This window comes from Micromonospora sp. CNZ296, assembly GCF_007827635.1.
In genome coordinates this window covers 117,795-141,337 of record NZ_VISW01000009.1, presented here as the reverse complement: position 1 = coordinate 141,337, position 23,543 = coordinate 117,795, and the positions used below count along the sequence as shown (strand labels likewise).

Annotated in this window: 36 protein-coding genes; 1 reads left to right on the top strand and 35 read right to left on the bottom strand. The window is 68.8% G+C overall.

Going from position 1 to position 23,543, the window contains the following annotated elements:
* Window positions 1–22 precede the first annotated feature (22 nt).
* On the top strand, window positions 23–1,228 hold the full coding sequence (locus tag FB455_RS16775; RefSeq protein ID WP_278091020.1) for a hypothetical protein: 1,206 nt from the start codon (window positions 23–25) through the stop codon (window positions 1,226–1,228).
* 7 nt (window positions 1,229–1,235) lie between these two features.
* Here FB455_RS16775 and truA read toward each other — a convergent pair whose 3' ends face one another.
* The 35 genes from truA to fusA all read right to left on the bottom strand — a co-directional run bounded on the left by truA (window position 1,236) and on the right by fusA (window position 23,499).
* Window positions 1,236–2,069 carry a tRNA pseudouridine(38-40) synthase TruA gene (gene truA / locus FB455_RS16770; RefSeq protein ID WP_013288610.1) on the bottom strand — a complete coding sequence of 278 codons (834 nt, stop codon included), beginning with the start codon at window positions 2,067–2,069 and terminating at the stop codon, window positions 1,236–1,238.
* 70 nt (window positions 2,070–2,139) lie between these two features.
* Window positions 2,140–2,700: a 50S ribosomal protein L17 gene (gene rplQ, locus FB455_RS16765; protein WP_013288611.1), complete on the bottom strand. Its 561-nt coding sequence runs from the start codon at window positions 2,698–2,700 to the stop codon at window positions 2,140–2,142.
* 34 nt (window positions 2,701–2,734) lie between these two features.
* On the bottom strand, window positions 2,735–3,757 hold the full coding sequence (locus FB455_RS16760; RefSeq protein ID WP_007073009.1) for a DNA-directed RNA polymerase subunit alpha: 1,023 nt from the start codon (window positions 3,755–3,757) through the stop codon (window positions 2,735–2,737).
* A 95-nt stretch (window positions 3,758–3,852) separates the two neighbouring features.
* Window positions 3,853–4,479, bottom strand: a complete 627-nt coding sequence (rpsD, locus tag FB455_RS16755; RefSeq protein ID WP_013288612.1) for a 30S ribosomal protein S4 — start codon at window positions 4,477–4,479, stop codon at window positions 3,853–3,855.
* A 14-nt stretch (window positions 4,480–4,493) separates the two neighbouring features.
* Window positions 4,494–4,901, bottom strand: coding sequence for a 30S ribosomal protein S11 (gene rpsK / locus FB455_RS16750; RefSeq protein ID WP_013288613.1), 408 nt, complete (start codon window positions 4,899–4,901; stop codon window positions 4,494–4,496).
* An 18-nt stretch (window positions 4,902–4,919) separates the two neighbouring features.
* Window positions 4,920–5,300, bottom strand: a complete 381-nt coding sequence (rpsM, locus tag FB455_RS16745) for a 30S ribosomal protein S13 (protein WP_013473691.1) — start codon at window positions 5,298–5,300, stop codon at window positions 4,920–4,922.
* Window positions 5,301–5,511: 211 nt separating this feature from the next.
* Complete coding sequence (gene rpmJ / locus FB455_RS16740; protein WP_012184307.1) at window positions 5,512–5,625, bottom strand: 50S ribosomal protein L36; 114 nt, start codon at window positions 5,623–5,625, stop codon at window positions 5,512–5,514.
* Between the two features lie 92 nt (window positions 5,626–5,717).
* Window positions 5,718–5,939: a translation initiation factor IF-1 gene (gene infA / locus FB455_RS16735; RefSeq protein WP_007073013.1), complete on the bottom strand. Its 222-nt coding sequence runs from the start codon at window positions 5,937–5,939 to the stop codon at window positions 5,718–5,720.
* A 232-nt stretch (window positions 5,940–6,171) separates the two neighbouring features.
* A complete protein-coding gene (locus tag FB455_RS16730) occupies window positions 6,172–6,717 on the bottom strand; it encodes a DUF1707 SHOCT-like domain-containing protein (RefSeq protein ID WP_030269335.1) in 546 nt (181 codons plus the stop codon).
* Between the two features lie 72 nt (window positions 6,718–6,789).
* A complete protein-coding gene (gene map, locus FB455_RS16725) occupies window positions 6,790–7,641 on the bottom strand; it encodes a type I methionyl aminopeptidase (protein ID WP_013288617.1) in 852 nt (283 codons plus the stop codon).
* 97 nt (window positions 7,642–7,738) lie between these two features.
* A complete protein-coding gene (locus tag FB455_RS16720; protein WP_013288618.1) occupies window positions 7,739–8,392 on the bottom strand; it encodes an adenylate kinase in 654 nt (217 codons plus the stop codon).
* Window positions 8,393–9,721, bottom strand: a complete 1,329-nt coding sequence (secY, locus tag FB455_RS16715; protein WP_013288619.1) for a preprotein translocase subunit SecY — start codon at window positions 9,719–9,721, stop codon at window positions 8,393–8,395. It abuts the gene before it with no gap.
* 238 nt (window positions 9,722–9,959) lie between these two features.
* The gene (gene rplO / locus FB455_RS16710) at window positions 9,960–10,403 is read right to left on the bottom strand and encodes a 50S ribosomal protein L15 (RefSeq protein WP_013288620.1); all 444 of its coding nucleotides are present in this window, start codon (window positions 10,401–10,403) and stop codon (window positions 9,960–9,962) included.
* A complete protein-coding gene (gene rpmD / locus FB455_RS16705) occupies window positions 10,403–10,585 on the bottom strand; it encodes a 50S ribosomal protein L30 (protein ID WP_013473693.1) in 183 nt (60 codons plus the stop codon). The genes rplO and rpmD overlap by 1 nt, the downstream gene beginning before the upstream one ends.
* A complete protein-coding gene (gene rpsE / locus FB455_RS16700) occupies window positions 10,585–11,199 on the bottom strand; it encodes a 30S ribosomal protein S5 (RefSeq protein WP_013288621.1) in 615 nt (204 codons plus the stop codon). The genes rpmD and rpsE overlap by 1 nt, the downstream gene beginning before the upstream one ends.
* Window positions 11,200–11,232: 33 nt before the next feature.
* Window positions 11,233–11,622: a 50S ribosomal protein L18 gene (gene rplR / locus FB455_RS16695; protein ID WP_013288622.1), complete on the bottom strand. Its 390-nt coding sequence runs from the start codon at window positions 11,620–11,622 to the stop codon at window positions 11,233–11,235.
* Window positions 11,619–12,161 (bottom strand): 50S ribosomal protein L6, encoded by a 543-nt coding sequence (gene rplF, locus FB455_RS16690; protein ID WP_013288623.1) that lies wholly within the window; start codon window positions 12,159–12,161, stop codon window positions 11,619–11,621. Before rplF ends, rplR begins: the two co-directional genes overlap by 4 nt.
* Before the next feature lie 16 nt (window positions 12,162–12,177).
* Window positions 12,178–12,585, bottom strand: coding sequence for a 30S ribosomal protein S8 (gene rpsH / locus FB455_RS16685; protein ID WP_013288624.1), 408 nt, complete (start codon window positions 12,583–12,585; stop codon window positions 12,178–12,180).
* Window positions 12,586–12,683: 98 nt separating this feature from the next.
* Window positions 12,684–12,869, bottom strand: coding sequence for a type Z 30S ribosomal protein S14 (locus FB455_RS16680; protein WP_007073023.1), 186 nt, complete (start codon window positions 12,867–12,869; stop codon window positions 12,684–12,686).
* 1 nt (window position 12,870) lies between these two features.
* Window positions 12,871–13,440 (bottom strand): 50S ribosomal protein L5, encoded by a 570-nt coding sequence (rplE, locus tag FB455_RS16675; RefSeq protein WP_013288625.1) that lies wholly within the window; start codon window positions 13,438–13,440, stop codon window positions 12,871–12,873.
* Window positions 13,440–13,760: a 50S ribosomal protein L24 gene (rplX, locus tag FB455_RS16670; RefSeq protein WP_013288626.1), complete on the bottom strand. Its 321-nt coding sequence runs from the start codon at window positions 13,758–13,760 to the stop codon at window positions 13,440–13,442. The genes rplE and rplX overlap by 1 nt, the downstream gene beginning before the upstream one ends.
* Window positions 13,757–14,125, bottom strand: a complete 369-nt coding sequence (gene rplN / locus FB455_RS16665; RefSeq protein ID WP_007465279.1) for a 50S ribosomal protein L14 — start codon at window positions 14,123–14,125, stop codon at window positions 13,757–13,759. The genes rplX and rplN overlap by 4 nt, the downstream gene beginning before the upstream one ends.
* Before the next feature lie 98 nt (window positions 14,126–14,223).
* A complete protein-coding gene (rpsQ, locus tag FB455_RS16660; protein WP_013288627.1) occupies window positions 14,224–14,499 on the bottom strand; it encodes a 30S ribosomal protein S17 in 276 nt (91 codons plus the stop codon).
* Window positions 14,496–14,732, bottom strand: a complete 237-nt coding sequence (gene rpmC / locus FB455_RS16655) for a 50S ribosomal protein L29 (protein WP_013288628.1) — start codon at window positions 14,730–14,732, stop codon at window positions 14,496–14,498. The genes rpsQ and rpmC overlap by 4 nt, the downstream gene beginning before the upstream one ends.
* Window positions 14,732–15,157: a 50S ribosomal protein L16 gene (gene rplP / locus FB455_RS16650; RefSeq protein ID WP_007465292.1), complete on the bottom strand. Its 426-nt coding sequence runs from the start codon at window positions 15,155–15,157 to the stop codon at window positions 14,732–14,734. The genes rpmC and rplP overlap by 1 nt, the downstream gene beginning before the upstream one ends.
* A gap of 3 nt (window positions 15,158–15,160) precedes the next feature.
* The gene (gene rpsC / locus FB455_RS16645) at window positions 15,161–16,048 is read right to left on the bottom strand and encodes a 30S ribosomal protein S3 (protein WP_013473694.1); all 888 of its coding nucleotides are present in this window, start codon (window positions 16,046–16,048) and stop codon (window positions 15,161–15,163) included.
* A complete protein-coding gene (gene rplV / locus FB455_RS16640; RefSeq protein ID WP_013288630.1) occupies window positions 16,048–16,497 on the bottom strand; it encodes a 50S ribosomal protein L22 in 450 nt (149 codons plus the stop codon). The genes rpsC and rplV overlap by 1 nt, the downstream gene beginning before the upstream one ends.
* Before the next feature lie 40 nt (window positions 16,498–16,537).
* Window positions 16,538–16,819, bottom strand: a complete 282-nt coding sequence (gene rpsS, locus FB455_RS16635; RefSeq protein ID WP_007073032.1) for a 30S ribosomal protein S19 — start codon at window positions 16,817–16,819, stop codon at window positions 16,538–16,540.
* A 12-nt stretch (window positions 16,820–16,831) separates the two neighbouring features.
* Entirely contained in the window at window positions 16,832–17,671 is an 840-nt protein-coding gene (rplB, locus tag FB455_RS16630; protein ID WP_013288631.1) for a 50S ribosomal protein L2, read from the bottom strand.
* 12 nt (window positions 17,672–17,683) lie between these two features.
* Window positions 17,684–17,986 (bottom strand): 50S ribosomal protein L23, encoded by a 303-nt coding sequence (gene rplW / locus FB455_RS16625; protein ID WP_013288632.1) that lies wholly within the window; start codon window positions 17,984–17,986, stop codon window positions 17,684–17,686.
* The gene (gene rplD / locus FB455_RS16620; RefSeq protein WP_013288633.1) at window positions 17,983–18,648 is read right to left on the bottom strand and encodes a 50S ribosomal protein L4; all 666 of its coding nucleotides are present in this window, start codon (window positions 18,646–18,648) and stop codon (window positions 17,983–17,985) included. Before rplD ends, rplW begins: the two co-directional genes overlap by 4 nt.
* Window positions 18,645–19,310, bottom strand: a complete 666-nt coding sequence (gene rplC, locus FB455_RS16615; protein WP_013288634.1) for a 50S ribosomal protein L3 — start codon at window positions 19,308–19,310, stop codon at window positions 18,645–18,647. Before rplC ends, rplD begins: the two co-directional genes overlap by 4 nt.
* Before the next feature lie 11 nt (window positions 19,311–19,321).
* Complete coding sequence (rpsJ, locus tag FB455_RS16610; protein WP_007073037.1) at window positions 19,322–19,630, bottom strand: 30S ribosomal protein S10; 309 nt, start codon at window positions 19,628–19,630, stop codon at window positions 19,322–19,324.
* A gap of 355 nt (window positions 19,631–19,985) precedes the next feature.
* Window positions 19,986–21,179, bottom strand: a complete 1,194-nt coding sequence (tuf, locus tag FB455_RS16605) for an elongation factor Tu (RefSeq protein WP_013288635.1) — start codon at window positions 21,177–21,179, stop codon at window positions 19,986–19,988.
* Between the two features lie 223 nt (window positions 21,180–21,402).
* A complete protein-coding gene (gene fusA, locus FB455_RS16600; protein WP_013288636.1) occupies window positions 21,403–23,499 on the bottom strand; it encodes an elongation factor G in 2,097 nt (698 codons plus the stop codon).
* Between the last annotated feature and the right edge of the window lie 44 nt (window positions 23,500–23,543).

Sequence of the window (23,543 nt, the reverse complement as noted above, 5' to 3'; positions counted from 1 at the left end):
AATCAGTCCTACTCTATGCCACATGGTGTACCGGTACGAGTCCGATGAGGACGCCTTCCTGGAGTACCCGAAGCCCGGGTCGGCCCCGAACGGGCCCGCAGCCACGCCTCCGCCCGCGGGTCCGTCACGTTCCCGCTTCCCCACGCCGTCGCTGCCCCCGCCGCCGCGCCCGCAAGCGGCGCCGCCGCCGACCGGCGCGGCCGAGCAGGCCGATCCCGGCGGGCAGGCGGTGGCGGACGACGCTCGCGCACCCGCTCCGGCGCCCCCGGCCCCGGCGCCGACACCGGGACGGCCCGCCCCACCACGGGAGCCCTCCCCGGTGCCGCACCCCGCGCCGCCCATGCCGGCACCCGTACCGGCGGCGGCGAACCGGCCGACGGTGCCGATCCCGGCCAGCCCCACCGCCCGCGCCGCCGACGTCTCCGAACTGCCCCGGACCCGGCGCGCCGAACGCCGCGGCGGCGGCCGGTTCTGGCAGACGCTCGTCGGCGGCGCCGCCGTACTGCTCCTGCTCTCGCTCACCGGGCTCGCCGTCGCGGCCCTGCTCGACGAACGCACCACCACGCCGCCGGCGGGCCAGCCGACCCCGCAGCCGACCGAGTCGAGCACGCCGTCCGGCGGCACCGACCTGGACTCCCGGGACACCGACCAGGCGTCGCTCACCGCCAAGGAGGTCTTCCCGACCAAGGACCTGGTGGTCACCGACGGGAAACCGGCCTACCGGGTGCTGAAGACCCAGGCCAGCACGAAGTGCCAGGTCGCGGCCACCGGCGAGATCGCCGACCTGCTGGTCCGGCTCGGCTGCAACCAGGTGGTGCGGGGCACGCTCCGCTCCCCCGACGGCGACCACCTGATCACCGCCGGTCTGTTCAACCTCACCGACGTGGCCACCGCCCAGCGGGTACGCGACCGCATCCGGCCGCTGCTCGACGCGCGCCAGGGACGGTTCCGTGGCATGGCGGCGGGCGACGACACCGACGCGGTGGAGAAGGCCGCGGCCCGGGTCGCCTGGCAGGTACGCGGACACTACGTCGCCTTCTGCCTGGTCACCCGCGCCGACGGGGAACGCATCCCGAGCGACGACGCGACCGCCCGCGAGATCATGTACGACCTGGTCGAACTGCACCTCAACCGGGGTGTGCTGGACCGTCGCGCGGCGGCCGGCACGGCCGGGCAGCCCGACGCCGACTCGGCCGAGGACAGCGCCGGTCAGCGGGGCACGGACTGAGCCTGGCTCAGCCCTCGGCCACCGGCACCCGCAACCGGCGGGTCTCCTCGGCGCGGCGGGCGTACTCGGCCGGGTCGCCCGGGTAGCCCACAGCGACCAGGGCGAGGCCGTGCGCGGGCGCCACAGTCACCTCGCTGGAGCGCTCGCGGCGGGTCAGCAGGCCGGCCGGCCACTGGACCGGCCGCCGCCCGTCGCCCGCCACCAGCATCGCCCCGACCAGGCTGCGCACCATGTTCTGGCAGAACGCGTCGGCCTGCACTGTGGCGACCAGGATCCCGTCCGGGTCGCGCCGCCAGTCCAGCCGGGTCACCTCGCGCAGCGTGGTGGCGTTCTCCTTGCGCCGGCAGTACGCGGCGAAGTCGTGCTCGCCCACCAGCCCGGCAGCGGCGGCGTTCAGGGCCGCCAGGTCCAGCGGCTTCGGCCAGGCCAGGGTGTCCCCGCGGCGCAGCGGCTCGGCGCCCCACGGGGCATCGGTGACCCGGTACTCGTAGCGCCGGAACGTGGCCGAGAACCGGGCGTCGAAGTCGGCGGGCACCTCGGTCATCGCGCGTACCCGGACGTCCGGGGGCAGGAGCCGGGCCAGCCGGCGCAACAACCGGCCCTCGTGCTCCCGCCACACGGGAGTCGGCAGGTCGAGGTGGCAGACCTGCCCGGTGGCGTGCACCCCGGCGTCGGTACGCCCGGCGACTGTCAGGCCGGTCGCCGTGCCCGCGCCGAGCACCAGGTCCAGCGTCTGCATGAGCACGCCGGCCACTGTGCGCCGGGCCGGCTGGGGCGCCCAGCCGGAGAAGTCGGTGCCGTCGTACGAGACGTCCAGCCGCAGCCGGGTCCGCTCGTCCACCTCGTACCTCCTGTCGACGGCGACGGGCCCGGCACCCCCGAGGGGATGCCGGGCCCGGTCGAGCCTGATGTCAGGCCTTGTCGTTCTCGGTGGCCTCGTCGCTGTCCTCACGGGCGGCGGCGGTGTCACCCGACGCGGAGACCGGCGCCTCGGCGTCCTGGTCACCGGCGCTGGAGCGCGGGGTCTCCTCGGCCGGGGCCAGGGCCTCGACCTTGTCCTGCTGGGCGGCCTTGCGGGCGGCGGTCTTCTTGTTCGCCTTCGGCTCGGCGACCTGAAGCTCCTCCACCAGCTCGATGATCGCCATCGGAGCGGCGTCACCCTTGCGCGGACCGGTCTTCACGATCCGGGTGTAGCCACCGTTGCGGTTGGCGTACCGGGGCGCGATCTGGTCGAACAGGGCGTAGACCACGTCCTTGTCCTTGACGACGCCCAGCACGCGGCGGCGCGAGGCGAGGTCGCCGCGCTTGGCCTTGGTGATGAGCTGCTCGGCCAGCGGACGCAGCCGCCGGGCCTTCGTCTCGGTGGTCTGGATCTTGCCGTGCTGGAACAGCGCGGTGGCCAGGTTGGCCAGCATCAGCCGCTCGTGCGCGGGGCTGCCGCCGAGGCGGGGGCCCTTGGTGGGCGTGGGCATGCTTGGTGCTCCTCAGGTGTGGCGGCAGCGCGGACTAGAGCTGCTCGGTCTCGCGGTAGTCGTCGGTGTCGTAGTCCGCCTCGCCGAAGGCGTCCACGACGTGCGCCGGGTCGAAGTTCGGAGCCGAGTCCTTCAGCCCCAGGCCCATCCCGGCGAGCTTCATCTTGACCTCGTCGATCGACTTCTGACCGAAGTTGCGGATGTCGAGGAGGTCGGCCTCGGTACGCCCGATGAGCTCACCAACGGAGTTGATGCCCTCGCGCTTGAGGCAGTTGTAGGAGCGGACGGTGAGGTCCAGCTCCTCGATCGGCAGGGCCAGGTCCGCCGCCAGCTGGGCGTCCTGCGGGGACGGCCCGATGTCGATGCCCTCGGCGGTCTCGTCCAGCTCCCGGGCCAGCCCGAACAGCTCCACCAGCGTCGAACCGGCCGAGGCCAGCGCGGTACGCGGGCCCATCGACGGCTTGGTCTCGACGTCGATGATGAGCCGGTCGAAGTCGGTCCGCTGCTCGACACGGGTCGCCTCGACCCGGTACGTCACCTTGAGCACCGGCGAGTAGATCGAGTCGACCGGGATCCGGCCGATCTCGGCGCCCGCCTGCTTGTTCTGCGCCGCGGTGACGTAGCCGCGACCCCGCTCGACGGTCAGCTCCATGTCGAGCCGGCCCTTGCCGTTGAGGGTGGCGAGCTTCAGGTCCGGGTTGTGCACCGAGACACCGGCCGGGGGCTGGATGTCACCGGCGGTCACGTCGCCCGGGCCCTGCTTGCGCAGGTACATGCTGACCGGCTCGTCGTGCTCGGAGCTGACGCACAGCTCCTTGATGTTCATGACGAGCTCGACCACGTCCTCCTTGACGCCGGGGATCGTGGTGAACTCGTGCAGCACACCGTCGATCTTGATCGAGGTGACCGCCGCACCCGGGATCGAGGACAGCAGCGTACGCCGCAGCGAGTTGCCCAGCGTGTAGCCGAAGCCGGGCTCCAGCGGCTCGATGGTGAACCGGGAGCGGGTCTCGTTGATCGACTCTTCGGAGAGAGACGGTCGCTGGCTGATGAGCATCTTTTCTCTTCTCTTCCGGGGCGCCCGCTATTTGACGCCCACGACACAACTGTTCCGGTGGCCCGCCCCGGAGGACGGGCCACCGCAACGAGCCCTTACTTGGAGTAGAGCTCGACGATCAGCTGCTCCTGGACCTGGGTGTCGATCACCTGGCGGGCCGGGAGCGAGTGCACGAGGATCTTCATCTGGCTCGGGATCGCCTCCAGCCACGCCGGAACGGTCCGCGAGCCGGCCTCACCCTGCGCCACGAGGAACGGGGTAAGCTCCTTGCTCTTGGCACGCACCTCGATGATGTCGTGCTCCTTGACGCGGTACGACGGGATGTCGACCTTCTTGCCGTTCACCGTGAAGTGGCCGTGCTTGACCAGCTGACGGGCCATGTCCCGGGACTTGGCGTAGCCGGCCCGGTAGACCACGTTGTCCAGCCGCGACTCAAGGATCTGCAGCAGGACCTCGCCGGTCTTGGCCTCCTTGCTCACGGCCTCTTCGTAGTAGCCGCGGAACTGCTTCTCCAGCACGCCGTAGACACGACGGGCCTTCTGCTTCTCACGGAGCTGGAGCAGGTACTCCGTCTCCTTCGTGCGGCCGCGGCCGTGCTGCCCGGGCGGGAACGGCCGGGACTCGAACGGGCACTTCGGACCATCGCACTTGCTGCCCTTGAGGAACAGCTTCATCTTCTCCCGCCGGCAACGGCGGCAGTCAGCACCGGTGTAACGAGCCATCTCTCTCTAACCTCTCAGACCCGGCGACGCTTCGGCGGACGGCACCCGTTGTGCGGCTGCGGCGTGACGTCGGAGATCTGCCCGACCTCGAGGCCGACTGCCTGCAGCGAACGGATGGCGGTCTCCCGGCCGGAGCCGGGGCCCTTGACGAACACGTCGACCTTGCGCATGCCGTGCTCCATCGCGCGACGCGCGGCGGCCTCGGCGGCGAGCTGCGCGGCGAACGGAGTCGACTTGCGGGAGCCCTTGAAGCCCACCTGGCCGGAGGAGGCCCAGGAGATGACCGCACCGGTCGGGTCCGTGATGGACACGATGGTGTTGTTGAAGGTGCTCTTGATGTGCGCCTGCCCGTGGGCGACGTTCTTGCGTTCCTTGCGCCGGACCTTCTTGACGGCGGCTCCGGCACGAGCCTTCGGTGGCATAAGTCTGTGCGCTCCTAGTTACTTCTTGCCGGGCTTCTTCTTGCCGGCCACGGTCCGCTTCGGGCCCTTCCGGGTCCGCGCGTTGGTCCTGGTGCGCTGGCCACGCACGGGCAGACCGCGGCGGTGCCGGATACCGGCGTAGCAGCCGATCTCGACCTTGCGGCGGATGTCAGCGGCGACCTCGCGGCGCAGGTCGCCTTCAACCTTGTAGTTGCCCTCGATGTGGTTCCGGAGCTCGACGAGCTCCTCGTCCGTGAGGTCCCGAACGCGCTTGTCCGGCGAGATGCCGGTCGCGGCGAGCGTCTCCAGGGCGCGGGTGCGACCGACCCCGAAGATGTAGGTGAGCGCGATCTCCATCCGCTTCTCGCGGGGGAGATCCACGCCGACTAGACGTGCCATGTGCGGGCGTACTCCTCGTGATGTTGTGGCGGAGGTGTGGACCCGTCCCACCCCGCTACCGGCCGTCCCTGTCCTTCCGGCGTCAAGAACGCCGGCGACCGGGATCGGTCGCTGCCCGAGCGGGCCCCGGCCTCCGACCGGGGGTCAACCACGAGGGGGTACGCGCTGCGCACCCGACCGCGGCTGAGACGAGCTGGTGATGTGTGGGGCGTCAGCCCTGGCGCTGCTTGTGGCGCGGGTCGGTGCAGATGACCATGACCCGGCCGTGCCGGCGGATCACCCGGCACTTGTTGCAGATCCTCTTGACGCTCGGCTTGACCTTCACGGTTGCCTTACTTCCCATCTGGCCCGGACCCACGACACAGCGCGACCCGGACGTCGAAGACGGACACGGAAACGTCCCGGCCGCCGTCAGGCTTACTTGTAGCGGTAGACGATGCGCCCGCGGGTCAGGTCGTACGGCGAGAGTTCGACGACGACCCGGTCCTCCGGCAGGATGCGGATGTAGTGCTGCCGCATCTTGCCGCTGATGTGAGCCAGCACCTTGTGACCGTTCGCGAGCTCCACCCGGAACATGGCGTTCGGCAGGGGCTCGATGACCCGACCCTCGATCTCGATGGCTCCGTCTTTTTTCGGCATGTCCTCCGCTGTCCTGACGTCGGTTACTCCGGACGGCCCACAACGTCTTACACGGGTGAACTGACCAAGATCAGGAAACCCGCGCCAGCCGCGGCTCCGACTCCCACCGAAGCGCAGGGTGGGCATGGCGGAGTGGACGCTGTGCGCCGATCAGAAAGTGTACGCCGACCCGTACGTGCTCGCCAAACCGACCGGCGCGACAGTCACCCGGACGGCTCGGATATGACGCAGGTCACGTCTCCGGAAGCTCGCGCTTCGCCCGCCGGCGGGCTTCCCGCTCGACCTGCTTGCGCCGCCGGCGTTCGGCGTCCTTCTCCGGCGCTCCGGTGGCCAGCCCCTGCGCGGTCTGGTAGAGCAACACGGCGCCCCACGGGCCGAGCACCCAGAGCGGCCAGTAGTCGTCGAACTCGAACTCGCCCTCAGCCAGCTGGGAGACGAACCAGATCGCGGTGAGGATCAGGGCCACCTTGAGCCACGGCCCCCAGACCCCCAGCAGCCAGGCGCTGCGCGCCCCGCTCACGGCCTCCGTGCCCGGGACCGCGACCCCGCCCTCCCCGGCCGCACGAGGCGCCGGCAGGGGGCGCCCGGCCGGGCCGGCGCCGGGCAGGTCGGTCAGCAGCTCGTCCAGCTCGCCGTAGGTCTTCGACCCGTACGCCCGGCGCAGCCGGTCGTCGTACTCGTGCAGGTCGAGCCGGCCCTCGTTCAACGCCGCCCGGAGTCGCTCCGCGGTGGCCTCACGGTCCGCGTCGGCCGCCCGCATGCGGTTGCGCTCCTCCATGGGAGCAAGCATGTCACCCGATCGCCAGCCCGGCACGACGTGGCCGGTCATCCGGCGCGGCCGGGGCCCCGATCAGGCCGGGGAGTCCACCGACGTCTGCCGCTTGGTCACCAGGTCGCCCAGGCGGGCCCGTCCGCCGTCCTCGGCGGTCAGCACCCACACGCCGTCGTCCAGCAGCGCCATCGAGTGCTCGACGTGCACCGCCATCGACCCGTCCCGGGTCACCACGGTCCAGCCGTCGGACAGCTCGACGGTACGCGGCGAGCCCATCGTGATCATCGGCTCGATCGCGAGCGCCAGGCCCGGCACCAGGCGCGGCCCCTTACCGGGACGCCCGTGGTTGAGCACGTGCGGGTCCTGGTGCATCTCGGTGCCGATGCCGTGGCCGCCGTAGCCGTCGACGATGCCGTACCGGCCGCCCTTGCGGACCGCCGTCTCGACCGCGTGGGAGATGTCGGTGAGCCGGCCCTTGCCGGAGGCCGCACCGCGCGCCGCGGCGGCGATCCCGGCCCACATGGCGTCCTCGGCCACCGCCGTCATCCTCAGCAGCGCCGGGTCGACCTCGCCGACCGGCACCGTGACCGCCGCGTCGCCGTGCCAGCCGTCCAGCACCGCGCCACAGTCGATCGAGATCAGGTCGCCCTCGCGCAGCACCTGCTCGGCCGACGGGATGGCGTGCACCACCTGCCGGTTGACCGAGGAGCAGATCGACGCCGGGAAGCCGTGGTAGCCCTTGAACGACGGCACGGCGCCCGCCTCGCGGATGGTCGACTCGGCGATCGCGTCCAGGTCGGCCGTCGACACGCCCGGCGCCACCGCCTCCCGCATCCGGCGCAGGGCACGGGCGACGACCAGACCGGCGGCCCGCATCAGCTCGATCTGCTCGGGGGTCTTCAGCTGGATGTCCAGCTGGGGACGGCGCATGGTGGTGGTTACCTTTCGTCACGCGTACGCGGAGCAGCGGGGCACGTCGCACGTACCCCGCTGTTCGCACTCTATCCGCCGGGTGGCGGGTGGGACCTCAGCCGCCGTACGAGCGCAGCGCGTCGATGGCGCGGACGGTGACGTCCTCCACCGGGCCGGTCGCGTCGATGCCGACCAGCTTGCCCTGGGCGCCGTAGTAGTCCACGAGCGGCGCGGTCTTCTCGGCGTACTCCCGCAGCCGGGCGGCGATGGTCTCCGGCTTGTCGTCGTCGCGCTGGAACAGCTCGGCGCCGCAGCGGTCGCAGACGCCCTCCCGGCTCGGCGAGTCGAATTCGACGTGCCAGATCTTGCCGCAGCCGCGGCAGGTGCGCCGGCCGGACAGCCGCCGGATCACCTCGTCGTCGTCGACGACCAGCTCCAGCACCAGGTCCAGCGCGGTGCCGAGGTCGGCGAGGAGCTTGTCCAGCGCGGCGGCCTGCGGAGTGGTCCGCGGGAAGCCGTCGAGCAGGAAGCCCTCGCTCGCGTCCGGCTCGGCGAGCCGGTCCCGCACCATGTTGATGGTGACCTCGTCCGGAACCAGCTTGCCGGCGTCCATGTACCGCTTGGCCTCGACGCCCAGCGGCGTGCCCTGGGAGACGTTCGCCCGGAAGATGTCACCGGTCGAGATCTTCGGCACCGAGAGGTGCGCGGCGACGAACTCCGCCTGTGTGCCCTTGCCCGCGCCCGGCGGGCCAACCAGAACGAGTCTCATCTACCGCAGGAACCCTTCGTAGTTCCGCTGCATGAGTTGGCTCTCGATCTGCTTCACGGTCTCCAGACCGACGCCGACCATGATGAGCACAGCGGTGCCGCCGAACGGGAAGTTCTGGAACTGCTGGTTGTCGAGCCAGATGAAGAAGAAGTTCGGCAGGATCGCGACGATGCCCAGGTAGAGCGCGCCCGGCAGGGTGATCCGGCTGAGGATGAAGTCGAGGTACTCGGCGGTCGGCTTGCCGGGGCGGATGCCCGGCACGAAGCCGCCGTACTTCTTCATGTTGTCCGCGACCTCGGTCGGGTTGAACGTGATCGACACGTAGAAGTACGTGAAGAAGATGATCAGCAGGAAGTAGATCGCGATGTGCTCCGGCGCGCTCGCCTTCACGATGTGGTTCTGGATCCACGCCTGGACCTTGCCCGGGTCGTTCTGATCGAAGAACTGGAGCGCGAGCTGCGGCAGGTAGAGCAGCGACGAGGCGAAGATGACCGGGATGACGCCCGCCTGGTTCACCTTCAGCGGGATGTAGGTCGACGTGCCGCCGTACATCCGCCGGCCGATCATGCGCTTGGCGTACTGCACCGGGATGCGGCGCTGCGCCTGCTCGATGAACGTGACAGCGGTGATGACCACCAGCACCAGGGCGATGACGAGGAGGAACATCCCCCAGCCCTTGGTGGTCTTGATCTTCCAGCCCTCGCTGGGGAGGCGGGCCGCGATCGAGGTGAAGATCAGCACGGACATGCCGTTGCCGACGCCCCGGTCGGTGATCAGCTCACCGAGCCACATCACCACGCCGGTGCCGGCGGTCATGGTCATGACCAGGATGCTCAGGGTCAGCCAGTTCGGGATGCCGGTGCCCTCGGGCACGATCGGGAACTGGTCGCACTGGTTGTTGAACAGCTGCCCGGAGCGGGCCAGCGCCACGAACGCCGAGGCCTGGAGGACACCCAGGCCCAGCGTCAGGTAGCGGGTGTACTGCGTGATCTTGGCCTGCCCGGCCTGGCCCTCCTTGCGGAGCTGCTCCAGACGCGGGATCACCACCGTCAGCAGCTGAAGGATGATCGACGCGGTGATGTAGGGCATGATGCCCAGCGCGAAGACCGAGAGCTGGAGCAGCGCGCCACCGGAGAAGAGATCCAGCAGGTTCAGCACACCCGTGCTGCCACCCTGGATCGTGTCGAGGCACTTCTGCACGTTGCCGTACGAGACGCCCGGGCTGGGCAGCGTGGCGCCCAGCCGGTAGACCGCGATGATGCCTACTGTGAACAGCAGCTTCTTGCGCAGGTCAGGCGTACGGAACGCACTGAGAAAGGCGGACAGCAACTTCTTCCTCCTGCGCGACGCGGGCCGCCGGTGACGAGTCCCTGGCGGGGCGGGGTGTGGTGCCGGACGGAGTGTCCGGAATCCATGGCTGGGAACGGACTCTAACAGCCCGGTCCCGGTCCGGGCAGATGCGCCCGGCTACATAAACCGAATCCGATGTTACCCGGCGCACACGTGGCCGGTAGACCATGGCGCCCGCCCAGTCGCGAACAACTGAGCGGGCGCCATGAACATCGTCTTACAGCTCGGTGACCGAGCCACCGGCGGCGGTGATCTTCTCCTTGGCCGACGCGCTGAACGCGTGCGCCGACACCTGGAGGGACACGCCGCCGAGGTCGCCGGTGCCGAGCACCTTGACCGGGTGACCCTTGCGGACCGCGCCGGCCTCGACCAGCTCGACCGGGCCGACCTGGCCGCCGTTCGGGAACAGCTCGGCCAGCCGGTCCAGGTTGACCACCTGGAACACGACCTTGAACTTGTTCTTGAAGCCCTTCATCTTCGGCAGGCGCATGTGGATGGGCATCTGCCCACCCTCGAACGCCGCCGAGATGTTCTTGCGGGCCTTGGAACCCTTGGTACCGCGACCGGCCGTCTTGCCCTTCGAGCCCTCACCGCGACCCACACGGGTCTTGTCGGTCTTGGCGCCGGGAGCCGGACGCAGGTGGTGCACCTTGATCGTCATTACTCGACCTCCTCGACCTTCACGAGGTGGTTGACCGTGAAGATCATGCCGCGGATCTCCGGCCGGTCCTCCTTGACCACCACGTCGTTGATCCGCTTGAGACCGAGGGAACGCAGCGAGTCACGCTGGTTCTTCTTGGTCCCGATCTCGGACCGGACCTGGGTGACCTTCAGGCGTGCCATCAGGACGCCACCCCCGCCCGCGACGCCAGCATGGCGGCCGGCGCGACGTCCTCGACCGGCAGACCACGACGGGCCGCGACCTGCTCCGGGGACTCGAGCCCCTTCAGGGCCGCCACCGTGGCGTGCACGATGTTGATCGGGTTGGACGAGCCGAGGCTCTTGGAGAGCACGTCGTGGATGCCCGCGCACTCCAGCACGGCACGCACCGGGCCACCGGCGATGACGCCCGTACCGGCGGAGGCCGGCTTGAGCAGCACCACACCGGCGGCGTCCTCGCCCGTGACCGGGTGCGGGATCGACTGACCGATCCGCGGCACCTTGAAGAAGTGCTTCTTGGCCTCCTCGACACCCTTGGCGATCGCCGCGGGCACCTCCTTGGCCTTTCCGTAGCCCACACCGACGGTGCCGTCGCCGTCGCCCACGATCACCAGGGCGGTGAAGCTGAAGCGACGACCACCCTTCACGACCTTGGCGACGCGGTTGATCGCGACGACCCGCTCGAGGTGCGGGGTCTTCTCGACGGGCGCGTTTCCGCGGCCGCCCTCACGGCGGTTGTCGCGGCGACCACCCTCGTTGCCACCGGACCCGCCGCCACGGCGCTGTTGACCTGGCATCAGCAGCCTTCCTTCTCTCTCGTGACGGGGTTTCTAGAACTCGAGCCCGGCTTCGCGGGCGGCGTCGGCAAGCGCGGCGACACGCCCCGCGTACCGGTTGCCACCGCGGTCGAAGACGACCTTCGAGACGCCGGCGGCCTTGGCGCGCTCGGCGAGCAGGGCGCCGACCTTGCCGGCCAGGGCGCTCTTGTCGCCCTCGGCGCCGCGCAGCGAGGCGTCCATGGTCGAGGCCGACGCCAGGGTGTGACCCTTGGTGTCGTCCACGACCTGGGCCACCACGTGGCGCAGGGAGCGGGTGACGACCAGGCGGGGACGCTCGGCGGTGCCGCTGACGTTCTTGCGGACCCGGAAGTGCCGACGCGCACGCCCGACGGCACGCTTGGCGGCGACGCCGCGGCGGCGCTTGAGCAGCGTGGCGCTCACTTCTTACCTGCCTTTCCAGCCTTGCGGCGGATGACCTCGCCCTGGTACTTCACGCCCTTGCCCTTGTAGGGCTCCGGCGGACGGATCTTCCGGATGTTGGCGGCGACCTCGCCGACCTGCTGCTTGTCGATGCCGGCCACGTGGAACAGCGTCGGCTTCTCGACCGTGAAGGTGATGCCCTCCGGCGCCGGAACCAGGACCGGGTGCGAGAACCCGAGCGCGAACTCCAGGTCCTTGCCCTTGGCGGTCACGCGGTAACCGGTACCGGCGATCTCCAGGCTCTTGCGGTAGCCCTCGGTGACACCGACGATCATGTTGGCCACCAGCGTACGGCTCAGGCCGTGCAGCTCCTTGGCCTTGCGCTCGTCGTTGGGCCGGTTGACGTGCAGCTCGCCGTCCTCGCCCCGCTCCGCCGTGATCGGCTCGGCCAGCACGTGGCTCAGCTCGCCCTTGGGGCCCTTGACCTTGACGGTCCGGCCGTCGATCGTGATGTCGACGCCGGCAGGCACCGGGATCGACTTACGTCCAATACGCGACATTTCTACCTGTCTCCCGTTACCAGACGAAGGCGAGGACTTCCCCGCCAACGCTCCGCTTGCGGGCCTGCCGGTCGGTGAGCAGCCCCTGGGACGTCGAAATGATCGCCACGCCCAGCCCGCCGAGCACCCGCGGGAGCCCGTCCGACTTGGCGTACACCCGGAGACCGGGCTTGGACACGCGCTTGATGCCGGCCAGGCTCCGCTCGCGGTTCTGGCCGTACTTCAGCTCGACGACCAGTCGCTTGCCGACGGCGCCCTCCTCGGGCTCCTCGACCGACCAGGTGGCGATGTAACCCTCGGCCTTGAGGACCTCGGCGATGTTCGCCTTGATCTTCGAGTAGGGCATCGTCACCCGGTCGTGGTACGCCTGGTTGGCGTTACGCAGACGCGTGAGCATGTCTGCGATCGGGTCGGTCATCGTCATGAAAACTCGTCAACCTTTCTCGCCGGGGTTCCCCGGGCCAGGCCCGGGGCCTACGGCGAAGAGACAGTTCAGCTGACGCGCCGGAGCGCGCCGGGCTATTACCAGGAAGCCTTGGACACGCCGGGCAGCTCACCGCGGTGGGCCATCTCCCGGATGCACACCCGGCAGAGACCGAACTTGCGGTAGACCGCCTTCGGACGCCCGCACCGCTGGCAGCGGGTGTACGCGCGAACCGAGAACTTCGGCTTCGCGGCCGCCTTGAGGATCAGCGCCTTCTTGGCCATCTCAGTTCTCCTTGAACGGGAAGCCCAGGAGCTTGAGCAGCGCCCGGCCCTCGTCGTCGGTCGTGGCGGTCGTGACCACCGTGATGTCCATGCCCCGCTGGCGATCGATCTTGTCCTGGTCGATCTCGTGGAACACCGACTGCTCGGTCAGGCCGAACGTGTAGTTGCCGTGCCCGTCGAGCTTGCGCCCGTCCAGGCCGCGGAAGTCACGGATACGCGGCAGCGCGATGGAGAGCAGCCGGTCCAGGAACTCCCACATCCGGTCGCCGCGCAGGGTGACCTTCGCGCCGATCGGCATGCCCTCGCGGAGCTTGAACTGCGCGATGGACTTGGTGGCCCGCCGGACCTGCGGCTTCTGGCCGGTGATGGTGGCCAGGTCGCGGACGGCCCCGTCGATCAGCTTGGCGTCGCGAGCAGCCTCGCCGACACCCATGTTGACGACGATCTTGACCAGCCGCGGAACCTGCATCGGGTTGGCGAACTCGAACTGCTTCTGCAGCTCGCCCACGATCTCGTTGCGGTACCGCTCCTTGAGGCGCGGCAGGGTCTTGGTTTCGGTAGCCGTGGTCATCAGAGGTCCTTACCGGTGCTACGCGCGATGCGGACCTTCTGGCCGTTGTCGTCGATCCGGTAGCCGACGCGGGTCGGCTTGCCGTCGGAGTCCAGGACCATCACGTTCGAGACGTGGATCGGGGCCTCCTGGGTGACGATGCCACCGGTCTTGGCGCCACGCTGGGTGGTGCTGATGCGGGTGTGCTTCTTGACCCGGTTCACGCCCTCGACCAGGACCTTGTCCTGCCTCGGGTAGGCCGCGATGACCTTGCCCTTGGCACCCTTGTCCTTGCCGGCGATGACGACGACCGTGTCGCCCTTCTTGACCTTCACGGTCACAACACCTCCGGCGCGAGAGAGATGATCTTCATGAACCGCTTGTCCCGCAGCTCCCGGCCCACCGGGCCGAAGATGCGGGTACCGCGCGGGTCCCCACCGTCCTTGATGATGACGGCGGCGTTCTCGTCGAAGCGGATGTACGACCCGTCCGGCCGCCGCCTCTCCTTGGCGGTCCGAACGACGACGGCCTTGACGACGTCGCCCTTCTTCACACCGGCACCGGGGATCGCGTCCTTGACGGTCGCCACGATGACGTCGCCGATGCTCGCGTAGCGCCGACCGGAGCCGCCGAGCACCCGGATGCACAGGATCTCCCGGGCACCCGTGTTGTCGGCGACGCGCAGTCGCGACTCCTGCTGAATCACGTCTATCTCCTATGTCTGCCGGTTCTCCGGCCGCTCGGGGCGGCCGGAGCCTGGCGGAACCTGCGCCCGACCGAGACCCGGCCGAGCTCGAGCCTTCGCTACTTGGCCTTCTCGAGGATCTCCACGAGCCGCCAGCGCTTGGTGGCGGACAGCGGCCGGGTCTCCATGATCAGGACCCGGTCGCCGATGCCGGCCGAGTTCTGCTCGTCGTGCACCTTCAGCTTGCTCGTACGGCGCATGATCTTGCCGTACAGCGCGTGCTTGACGCGGTCCTCGACCTCGACCACGACGGTCTTGTCCATCTTGTCGCTGACCACGAGGCCCTCGCGGACCTTGCGGCGGGACCGCGCGGGGGCGGTGGTGTTCTCACTCATGATGCAGTCACCTCAGTCGGCGCGGCCGAGAGACCCAGCTCACGCTCACGCATGATCGTGTAGATCCGGGCGATCTCCCGACGGATGACCTGCAGCCGCCGGTTGTTGTCCAGCTGCCCGGTTGCGGCCTGCACGCGGAGGTTGAACAGCTCCGCCTTCGCCTCGCGCAACTTCGTGACCAGCTCCTCCTCGGAGAGCTCACGCAGCTCGGAGGGCTTGACGCCCGCTGCCATCAGGATTCACCCACTTCGCGCGTAACAATGCGGCACTTCATCGGGAGCTTGTGGATCGCGCGACGCATCGCCTCTCGCGCGATCTGCTCGTTGGGGAAGGACATCTCGAAGAGAACCCGCCCCGGCTTCACGTTGGCGACCCACCACTCGGGCGAACCCTTACCGGAACCCATCCGGGTCTCGGCCGGCTTCTTGGTGAGGGCCTGGTCCGGGAAGATCGTGATCCAGACCTTGCCGCCACGCTTGATGTGGCGGGTCATCGCGATACGCGCCGACTCGATCTGGCGGTTGGTCACGTACGCCGGCTCGAGAGCCTGGATCCCGAACTCGCCGAACACCACCCGGTTACCACCCTTGGACGCGCCACTGCGGTCCGGGTGGTGCGGCTTGCGGAAGCCCTTCGGGGGCTTGCGCGGCATCAGCATCTGTCAGCCCTCCTGCTGCGTTTCTGCCGGCTGGTTACCGACCGGAGCCGAGGCGGCTGCGGCGACAGCGCTGCTGTCGACCGGCTCACCGGCCGGCGTCTCCGCCTGCTGCGCGATGGTGGTCGCGGCAGCCCGGCCGGCCTCGGTGCCACCGGCGGTCGTACCGGACGAGCCCGAGCGGCCACGGCGCGGCCGGTCCGGCCGGTCGCCACGGTCACGGCGCGGGCCGCGCGACGGGGCGGCCTCGGCCGGGGCCTCACGGCCCGGGACGGCGTCGCCCTTGTAGATCCAGACCTTCACGCCGATCCGGCCGAAGGTGGTACGGGCCTCGAAGAAGCCGTACTCGATGTTGGCCCGCAGCGTGTGCAGCGGAACCCGGCCCTCGCGGTAGAACTCGGTCCGGCTCATCTCGGCGCCGCCGAGACGGCCCGAGACCTGAACCCGGATGCCCTTGCAGGCGGGGTTCTTCATCGCGGACTGCATCGCCTTGCGCATGGCCCGACGGAAGCTGACCCGGCTGGAGAGCTGCTCGGCGACGCCCTGGGCGACCAGCTGCGCGTCCGACTCGGGGTTCTTGACCTCGATGATGTTCAGCTGGACCTGCTTGCCGGTGAGCTTCTCCAGCTCGCCGCGGATCCGGTCGGCCTCCGCACCCTTACGGCCGATGACGATGCCCGGCCGGGCGGTGTGGATGTCGACGCGGACCCGGTCACGGGTGCGCTCGATGTCGACCTTGGAGATGCCGGCGCGCTCGAGGCCCTTGGACATCATGCGGCGGATCTTGACGTCCTCGCCGATGTAGTCCTTGTAGAGCTTGTCCGCGAACCAGCGGGACTTCCAGTCGGTCGAGATGCCGAGCCGGAACCCGGTCGGGTGAACCTTCTGACCCATTACTCGGCACCCTCCGTCGTGCTCTGCTCCTCAGCGGCCGGCTTGGCCGGAGCGGCCTTCTTCGCCGACTTCTTCGGCGTGGCCGCCGCAACCGCCTCGACCGCCACGGTGATGTGGCAGGTGCGCTTCCGGATCCGGTACGCCCGGCCCTGCGCACGCGGCCGGAACCGCTTCATGGTCGGGCCCTCGTCGACGAACGCCTCGCTGACGAGCAGCGCGTCGGGGTCCAGCCGCTCGTTGTTCTCCGCGTTGGCGATCGCGCTCGCGAGCACCTTGTACACCTGCTCGCTCGCAGCCTGCGGCGCGAACTGCAGCACCGTGAGCGCCTCCTTCGCGGGCAGGCCGCGGACGAGGTTGACCACCCGGCGCGCCTTCATCGGCGAGATGCGCACGTGCCGCGCAACCGCCCGCGCGCCCGGAAGCACCGGAGCGTCGCCCTTTCCTGGCATCGCTGTAACCCCTTGTTCCTCTATCCGTATGCCCGCGGCGTCAGCGCCGGCGGCTCTTCCGGTCGTCCTTCTCGTGACCCTTGAACGTGCGGGTCAGCGCGAACTCGCCGAGCTTGTGCCCGACCATGGCCTCGGTCACGAAGACCGGGACGTGCTTGCGTCCGTCGTGCACGGCGATCGTGTGACCCAGCATCTCCGGGATGATCGTCGAGCGCCGCGACCAGGTCTTGATCACGTTCTTCGAGCCCTTGTCGTTCTGCGTCTCCACCTTCTTGAGCAGGTGGTCGTCGACGAACGGGCCCTTCTTCAGGCTGCGAGGCATGTCTTATCTCCCTCAGCCGCGCTTACGCGTGGCGTAGCGGCGGCGGACGATCAGCCGGTCGCTCGGCTGGCCCTTACGACGGGTGCGGCCCTCGGGCTTACCCTGCGGGTTGACCGGGTGGCGACCACCGGAGGTCTTACCCTCACCACCACCGTGCGGGTGGTCGACCGGGTTCATCGCGACACCACGGACGGTCGGGCGCTTGCCCTTCCACCGCATACGGCCGGCCTTACCCCAGTTGATGTTCGACTGGTCGGCGTTGCCGATCTCGCCGATGCTGGCGCGGCAGCGCACGTCCACGCGCCGGATCTCACCGGACGGCATACGCAGGGTCGCGTACGCGCCCTCACGGCCGAGCAGCTGGATGCCGACGCCGGCCGAGCGGGCCAGCTTGGCGCCGCCACCCGGACGCAGCTCCACGTTGTGGATGGTGGTACCGACCGGGATGTTGCGCAGCGGCAGGTTGTTGCCCGGCTTGATGTCGGCGCCCGGACCGGACTCGACACGGTCGCCCTGCTTCAGGTCCTTCGGCGCGATGATGTAACGCTTCTCGCCGTCGGCGTAGTGCAGCAGCGCGATGCGCGCGGTGCGGTTCGGGTCGTACTCGATGTGAGCGACCTTCGCCGGCACGCCGTCCTTGTCGACCCGCTTGAAGTCGATCAGACGGTACTGGCGCTTGTGGCCGCCACCGTGGTGCCGCGTGGTGATCCGGCCGTGGGCGTTGCGTCCGCCCTTCTTCGGCAGCGGAGCCAGCAGCGACTTCTCGGGCGTCGACCGGGTGATCTCGGCGAAGTCGGCAACGCTCGAGCCACGCCGGCCCGGCGTCGTCGGCTTGTACTTACGGATAGCCATTGTCTACACCCCTCAGCTGACCGGGCCGCCGAAGGCCTCGATACGGTCACCGTCAGCCAGCTTCACCATCGCGCGCTTGGTGTCCTTGCGCTTGCCGAACCCGGTACGGGTCCGCTTGCGCTTGCCCTCGCGGTTGAGCGTGTTGACCGTCAGGACGCGGACGTTGAAGATCTGCTGGATAGCGATCTTGATCTCGGTCTTGTTGGCGTCCGGGTGCACCAGGAAGGTGTACCAGTTGCGGTTCAGCTCGCTGTAGCTCTTCTCCGAGACGACCGGCGCGACGATGACGTCACGCGGATCGGCGATCGTGCTCACTTGCCATCCTCCTCGGTGGTCTCGGCGGGAACGCCCAGGAACTCGTCCAGGGCCTCCTTGGTGAAGACCACGTCGTCGGCCACCAGCACGTCGTAGGTGTTGAGCTGGCCGGCCTCGATCAGGTGCACCCGGCTGTCCCGCGCGTTGCGCAGGTTCCGCAGCGACACCCAGTTCAGCTCGTCGGTGCTGCTCAGCACGACCAGGACCCGACGGGCCTGGGTCAGCTTGGTCAGCGTGGCCAGGGCCGCCTTGGTGGACGGCTTCTCGCCGGAGACGAACGCCTCGACGACGTGCACCTGGCCGGCGCGGGCCCGGTCGGAGAGGGCGCCACGCAGGGCGGCGGCCTTCATCTTCTTCGGGGTGCGCTGGCTGTAGTCGCGCGGCACCGGGCCGTGGACCACGCCACCGCCGGCGAACTGCGGCGCGCGGGTCGAGCCCTGGCGGGCACGACCGGTGCCCTTCTGCTTGTACGGCTTCTTGCCTCCACCGGAGACCTCGCCGCGGGTCTTCGTCTTGTGCGTACCCTGGCGGGCCGCCGCAAGCTGGGCCACCACGACCTGGTGCATCAGGGCGATGTTGGCCTGCGCGTCGAAGATGTCGGCCGGCAGCTCGACGGAGCCGCTCTTGGCGCCTTCGACGTTGATGACGTCAACGGTGGTCACTTGGCCGCACCGCCCTTCTTCACCTTCGCCTTGGCCGCGGTGCGGACCAGGACCAGCGCGCCCTTCGGGCCGGGGATGGCACCGCGGACGAGCAGGAGGTTGTTCTCGGTGTCGACCGCCTGGACGGTCAGGTTCTGGACGGTGTAGCGCACGCCACCCATCCGGCCCGCCATCCGGGTGCCCTTGAAGACGCGACCCGGGGTCGCGCAGGCGCCGATCGAGCCGGGCGAGCGGTGCTTGCGCTCGACACCGTGGCTGGCACGCAGACCGTGGAAGCCGTGCCGCTTCATCGGGCCGGCGTAGCCCTTGCCCTTGGTCTTGCCGGTCACGTCGATCACGACGCCGGCCGGGAACTCCTCGACCGTGACCTCCTGGCCCGGCGCGTAGTCCGCGGCGTCGGAGGTGCGCAGCTCGACGATGTGCCGGCGCGGCGCGACGTCCGCCTTGGCGTAGTGCCCGGCGATCGGCTTCTTGACCTTGCGCGGGTCGATGACCCCGTACGCCAGCTGGACCGCGGAGTAGCCGTCCTTGTCGGCGCTACGAACCTGGCTCACGACGCACGGGCCGGCCTGAACCACGGTCACGGGCACAACCTTGTTGTTGTCCCAGACCTGGGTCATGCCGAGCTTGGCGCCCAGGATCCCCTTGACTTGCCTGTCCATTTGTCCGGTCCCTACAGCTTGATCTCGATGTCGACGCCAGCCGGCAGGTCGAGGCGCATGAGCGAGTCGACCGTCTTCGGGGTCGGGTCGATGATGTCGATCAGACGCTTGTGCGTACGCATCTCGAAGTGCTCGCGCGAGTCCTTGTACTTGTGCGGCGAGCGGATGACGCAGAAACGGTTGATCTCCGTGGGCAGCGGCACCGGGCCAGCGACCTGCGCCCCGGTACGCGTCACCGTCTCGACGATCTTCCGAGCCGAGGAGTCGACGACCTCGTGGTCATAGGCCTTGAGCCGGATGCGGATCTTCTGTCCCGCCATGGTGGCTTCTGTTCCTTCTCTCGATGCCGCTGTGTTGCGGGCGCCTGTACCGGCTGGCACAGGCCCACTTCCGCCGACCCCCGCGGTCGGGCGTGTCGCGCCCGTGGGCCAGGCTCCGCCCCGGGACTCCGGAGCGATTCTCTGACCACGCGGTGGGTCATGGCGCCGATCGCGGTGACCGCGACCTGGACGCCGCGCGAGGGTGGTTGACCGCCGATGGCGGCCAACCACCCTACGCGAGACAGTCTGACTCCCGGAGGTCCAGCGTCAACCGGACGCAGGTGACCGACTGTCGTTACGCAACCTGACTAGTATGCCGCACGACCGGCGGCAACGCTAATCGGGGTTACCCAGCTCACTTGATGATCTTGGTGACGCGACCCGCGCCGACCGTACGACCACCCTCGCGGATCGCGAACTTCAGGTTCTCCTCCATGGCGATGGGCTGGATCAGCTTCACCGTCATCGAGGTGTTGTCGCCCGGCATGACCATCTCGGTGCCCTCGGGCAGCGTGACGACGCCGGTGACGTCCGTGGTCCGGAAGTAGAACTGCGGGCGGTAGTTCTGGAAGAACGGGGTGTGCCGGCCGCCCTCCTCCTTGGAGAGGATGTAGACCGTCGCCTCGAACTCCGTGTGCGGGGTCGTGGTGCCCGGCTTGATGACGACCATGCCGCGCTCGACGTCCTCGCGCTTGATGCCGCGCAGCAGCAGACCGACGTTCTCACCCGCACGGGCCTCGTCGAGCAGCTTGCGGAACATCTCGATGCCGGTGCAGGTGGTCTTCATCGACTTCTCACGGATGCCGACGATCTCCACCTCCTCGTTCGGCTTGAGGATGCCGCGCTCGGCGCGACCGGTGACCACGGTGCCGCGACCGGTGATGGTGAAGACGTCCTCGATGGGCATGAGGAACGGCTTCTCGGTCTCGCGCTCCGGCTGCGGGATCGCGGTGTCCACGGCGTTCATCAGGTCCAGGAGCTTCCCGGTCCACTCCGGGTCACCCTCCAGGGCCTTCAGCGCCGAGACCCGGACGACCGGCAGGTCGTCACCCGGGTACTCCTGCGAGGAGAGCAGCTCACGGACCTCGAGCTCGACGAGCTCCAGGAGCTCCTCGTCGTCGACCATGTCGCTCTTGTTGAGCGCCACGACGATGTACGGCACACCGACCTGACGGGCCAGCAGCACGTGCTCGCGGGTCTGCGGCATCGGGCCGTCGGTCGCCGCCACCACCAGGATCGCGCCGTCCATCTGCGCGGCACCGGTGATCATGTTCTTGATGTAGTCGGCGTGACCGGGGCAGTCGACGTGCGCGTAGTGACGCGCCTCGGTCTGGTACTCGACGTGCGCGATGGAGATCGTGATGCCGCGGGCCTTCTCCTCCGGCGCCTTGTCGATCTCGTCGAACGGCGTGTACGGGTTCAGGTCCGGGTACTGGTCGTGCAGGACCTTGGTGATGGCCGCCGTCAGCGTCGTCTTACCGTGGTCGATGTGACCAATGGTGCCGATGTTGACGTGCGGCTTAGTCCGCTCGAACTTCGCCTTCGCCACTGGTGTCCTCCTGTGGACTTTCTTGGTTCGTTCGCCCCGGCGCGCCGTTCGGCGCTTAGGACTCTGTCGACAGCCTTTCCGGCCGGAAGGCCGGAGAGCTTTTGTGGGTTCTGCGGCGATGAAGCCTACAGGCCCGGTCTCACGCAATCCGATCGAGGTGGCCGCGGGCGGGAGAACCCTCCCGCGACCGCCCTCGTGTCATCGGGTCAGCCGAGGGTGAGCGTCACTCACCCGTCGCCTTGGCGATGATCTCCTTGGCCACCGAGTTCGGAACCTCGGCGTAGGAGTCGAACTGCATGCTGTAGCTAGCCCGGCCCTGGGTCTTCGACCGCAGGTCGCCGACGTAGCCGAACATCTCCGACAGCGGCACCAGAGCCCGGACGACGCGAGCGCCGCTGCGCTCCTCCATCGCCTGGATGATGCCACGCCGGGAGTTGAGGTCGCCGATGACGTCACCCATGTTCTCCTCAGGAGTGGTGACCTCAACGGCCATCATCGGCTCGAGGAGAGCGGGGTCGGCCTTGCGGGCCGCCTCCTTCATCGCCATCGAGCCGGCGATCTTGAACGCCATCTCCGACGAGTCGACCTCGTGGTACTGGCCGTCCACCAGGGTGAGCTTGACGCCCACCAGGGGGAAGCCGGCGAGGATGCCGTACTGCATGGCGTCCTGCGCGCCCGCGTCCACCGAGGGGATGAACTCCCGGGGGATGCGGCCACCGGTCACCGCGTTGGCGAACTCGTACGTCGGGGCGTCGTTGCCCAGCGGCAGCGGCTCCACGCTGATGATCACGCGGGCGTACTGGCCGGAACCACCGGTCTGCTTCTTGTGGGTGTACTCGACCTTCTCCACCTTGCGGCGGATGGTCTCGCGGTACGCCACCTGCGGCTTACCGATGTTCGCCTCGACGTTGAACTCGCGGCGCATCCGGTCGACCAGGATGTCCAGGTGCAGCTCGCCCATGCCGGAGATGACCGTCTGACCGGTCTGGTCGTCCAGCTTGACGCGGAAGGTCGGGTCCTCCTCGGCCAGCCGCTGGATGGCGGTGCTGAGCTTCTCCTGGTCGGCCTTGGTCTTCGGCTCGATGGCCACCTCGATGACCGGCTCCGGGAAGGTCATCGACTCCAGGATGACCGGGTTCGCCGGGTCGCACAGGGTGTCACCGGTGGTGGTCTGCTTCAGACCCTGCACCGCGATGATGTCGCCGGCCTGGGCGGAGCTGCGCTCCTCCCGCTTGTTGGCGTGCATCTGGTAGATCTTGCCGATCCGCTCCTTGCGGTCCTTGGTGGAGTTGATCACCTGAGAACCGGACTCGAGCGTGCCGGAGTAGATCCGGACGTACGTCAGCTTGCCGAGGTGCTTGTCGGTCTGGATCTTGAAGGCCAGCCCGGAGAACGGCTCGGAGACCGAGGGCTTCCGCTGCAGCGGGGTCTCGCCGTCGGTGGCCGTACCCTCGATCGCCGGGATGTCCAGCGGCGAGGGCAGGTACGCGACGACCGCGTCCAGCATCGGCTGGATGCCCTTGTTCTTGAAGGCGGTACCGGTGAGGACCGGGTTGGCCTTGCCGGCGATGGTGGACCGGCGGATGGCGGCCTTGATCTCGTCGACCGAGATCTCCTCGCCCTCGAGGTACTTCTCCATCACCGAGTCGTCGACGTCGGCGAGGGTCTCCATCAGCTTCTCGCGCCACTCGGCAGCCGAGTCGGCGAGGTCGGCCGGGATCTCCTCGACCGCGTAGTCCTCACCCTTCTGGGTCTCGCCGCGCCAGGTCAGCGCACGCATCTCGACCAGGTCGACCACGCCGATGAAGTCGGACTCGGCGCCGATCGGGATCTGGAGGACCAGCGGGGTGGCGTTGAGCCGGTCGATCATCATCTGCACGCAGCGGAAGAAGTCGGCACCGGTCCGGTCGAGCTTGTTGACGAAGCACATCCGGGGGACGTTGTACTTGTCCGCCTGCCGCCAGACGTTCTCCGTCTGGGGCTCCACGCCGGCCACGCCGTCGTAGACCGCGACCGCACCGTCCAGAACACGCAGCGACCGCTCGACCTCGACCGTGAAGTCGACGTGGCCGGGCGTGTCGATGATCTGGATCGTGTGGCCCTTCCACTCGCACTTGGTGGCGGCGGAAGTGATGGTGATACCGCGCTCCTGCTCCTGCTCCATCCAGTCCATGACGGCGGCGCCCTCGTGGACCTCACCGATCTTGTACGTGATGCCGGTGTAGAACAGGATTCGCTCGGTGGTAGTGGTCTTACCGGCATCGATGTGGGCCATGATGCCGATGTTGCGTACGTTGGCGAGCGCGTCTGCGGCGGCCACTTCAATCCCTACTTATCGTCGTCTCGACACAACTGGTGGCGGTT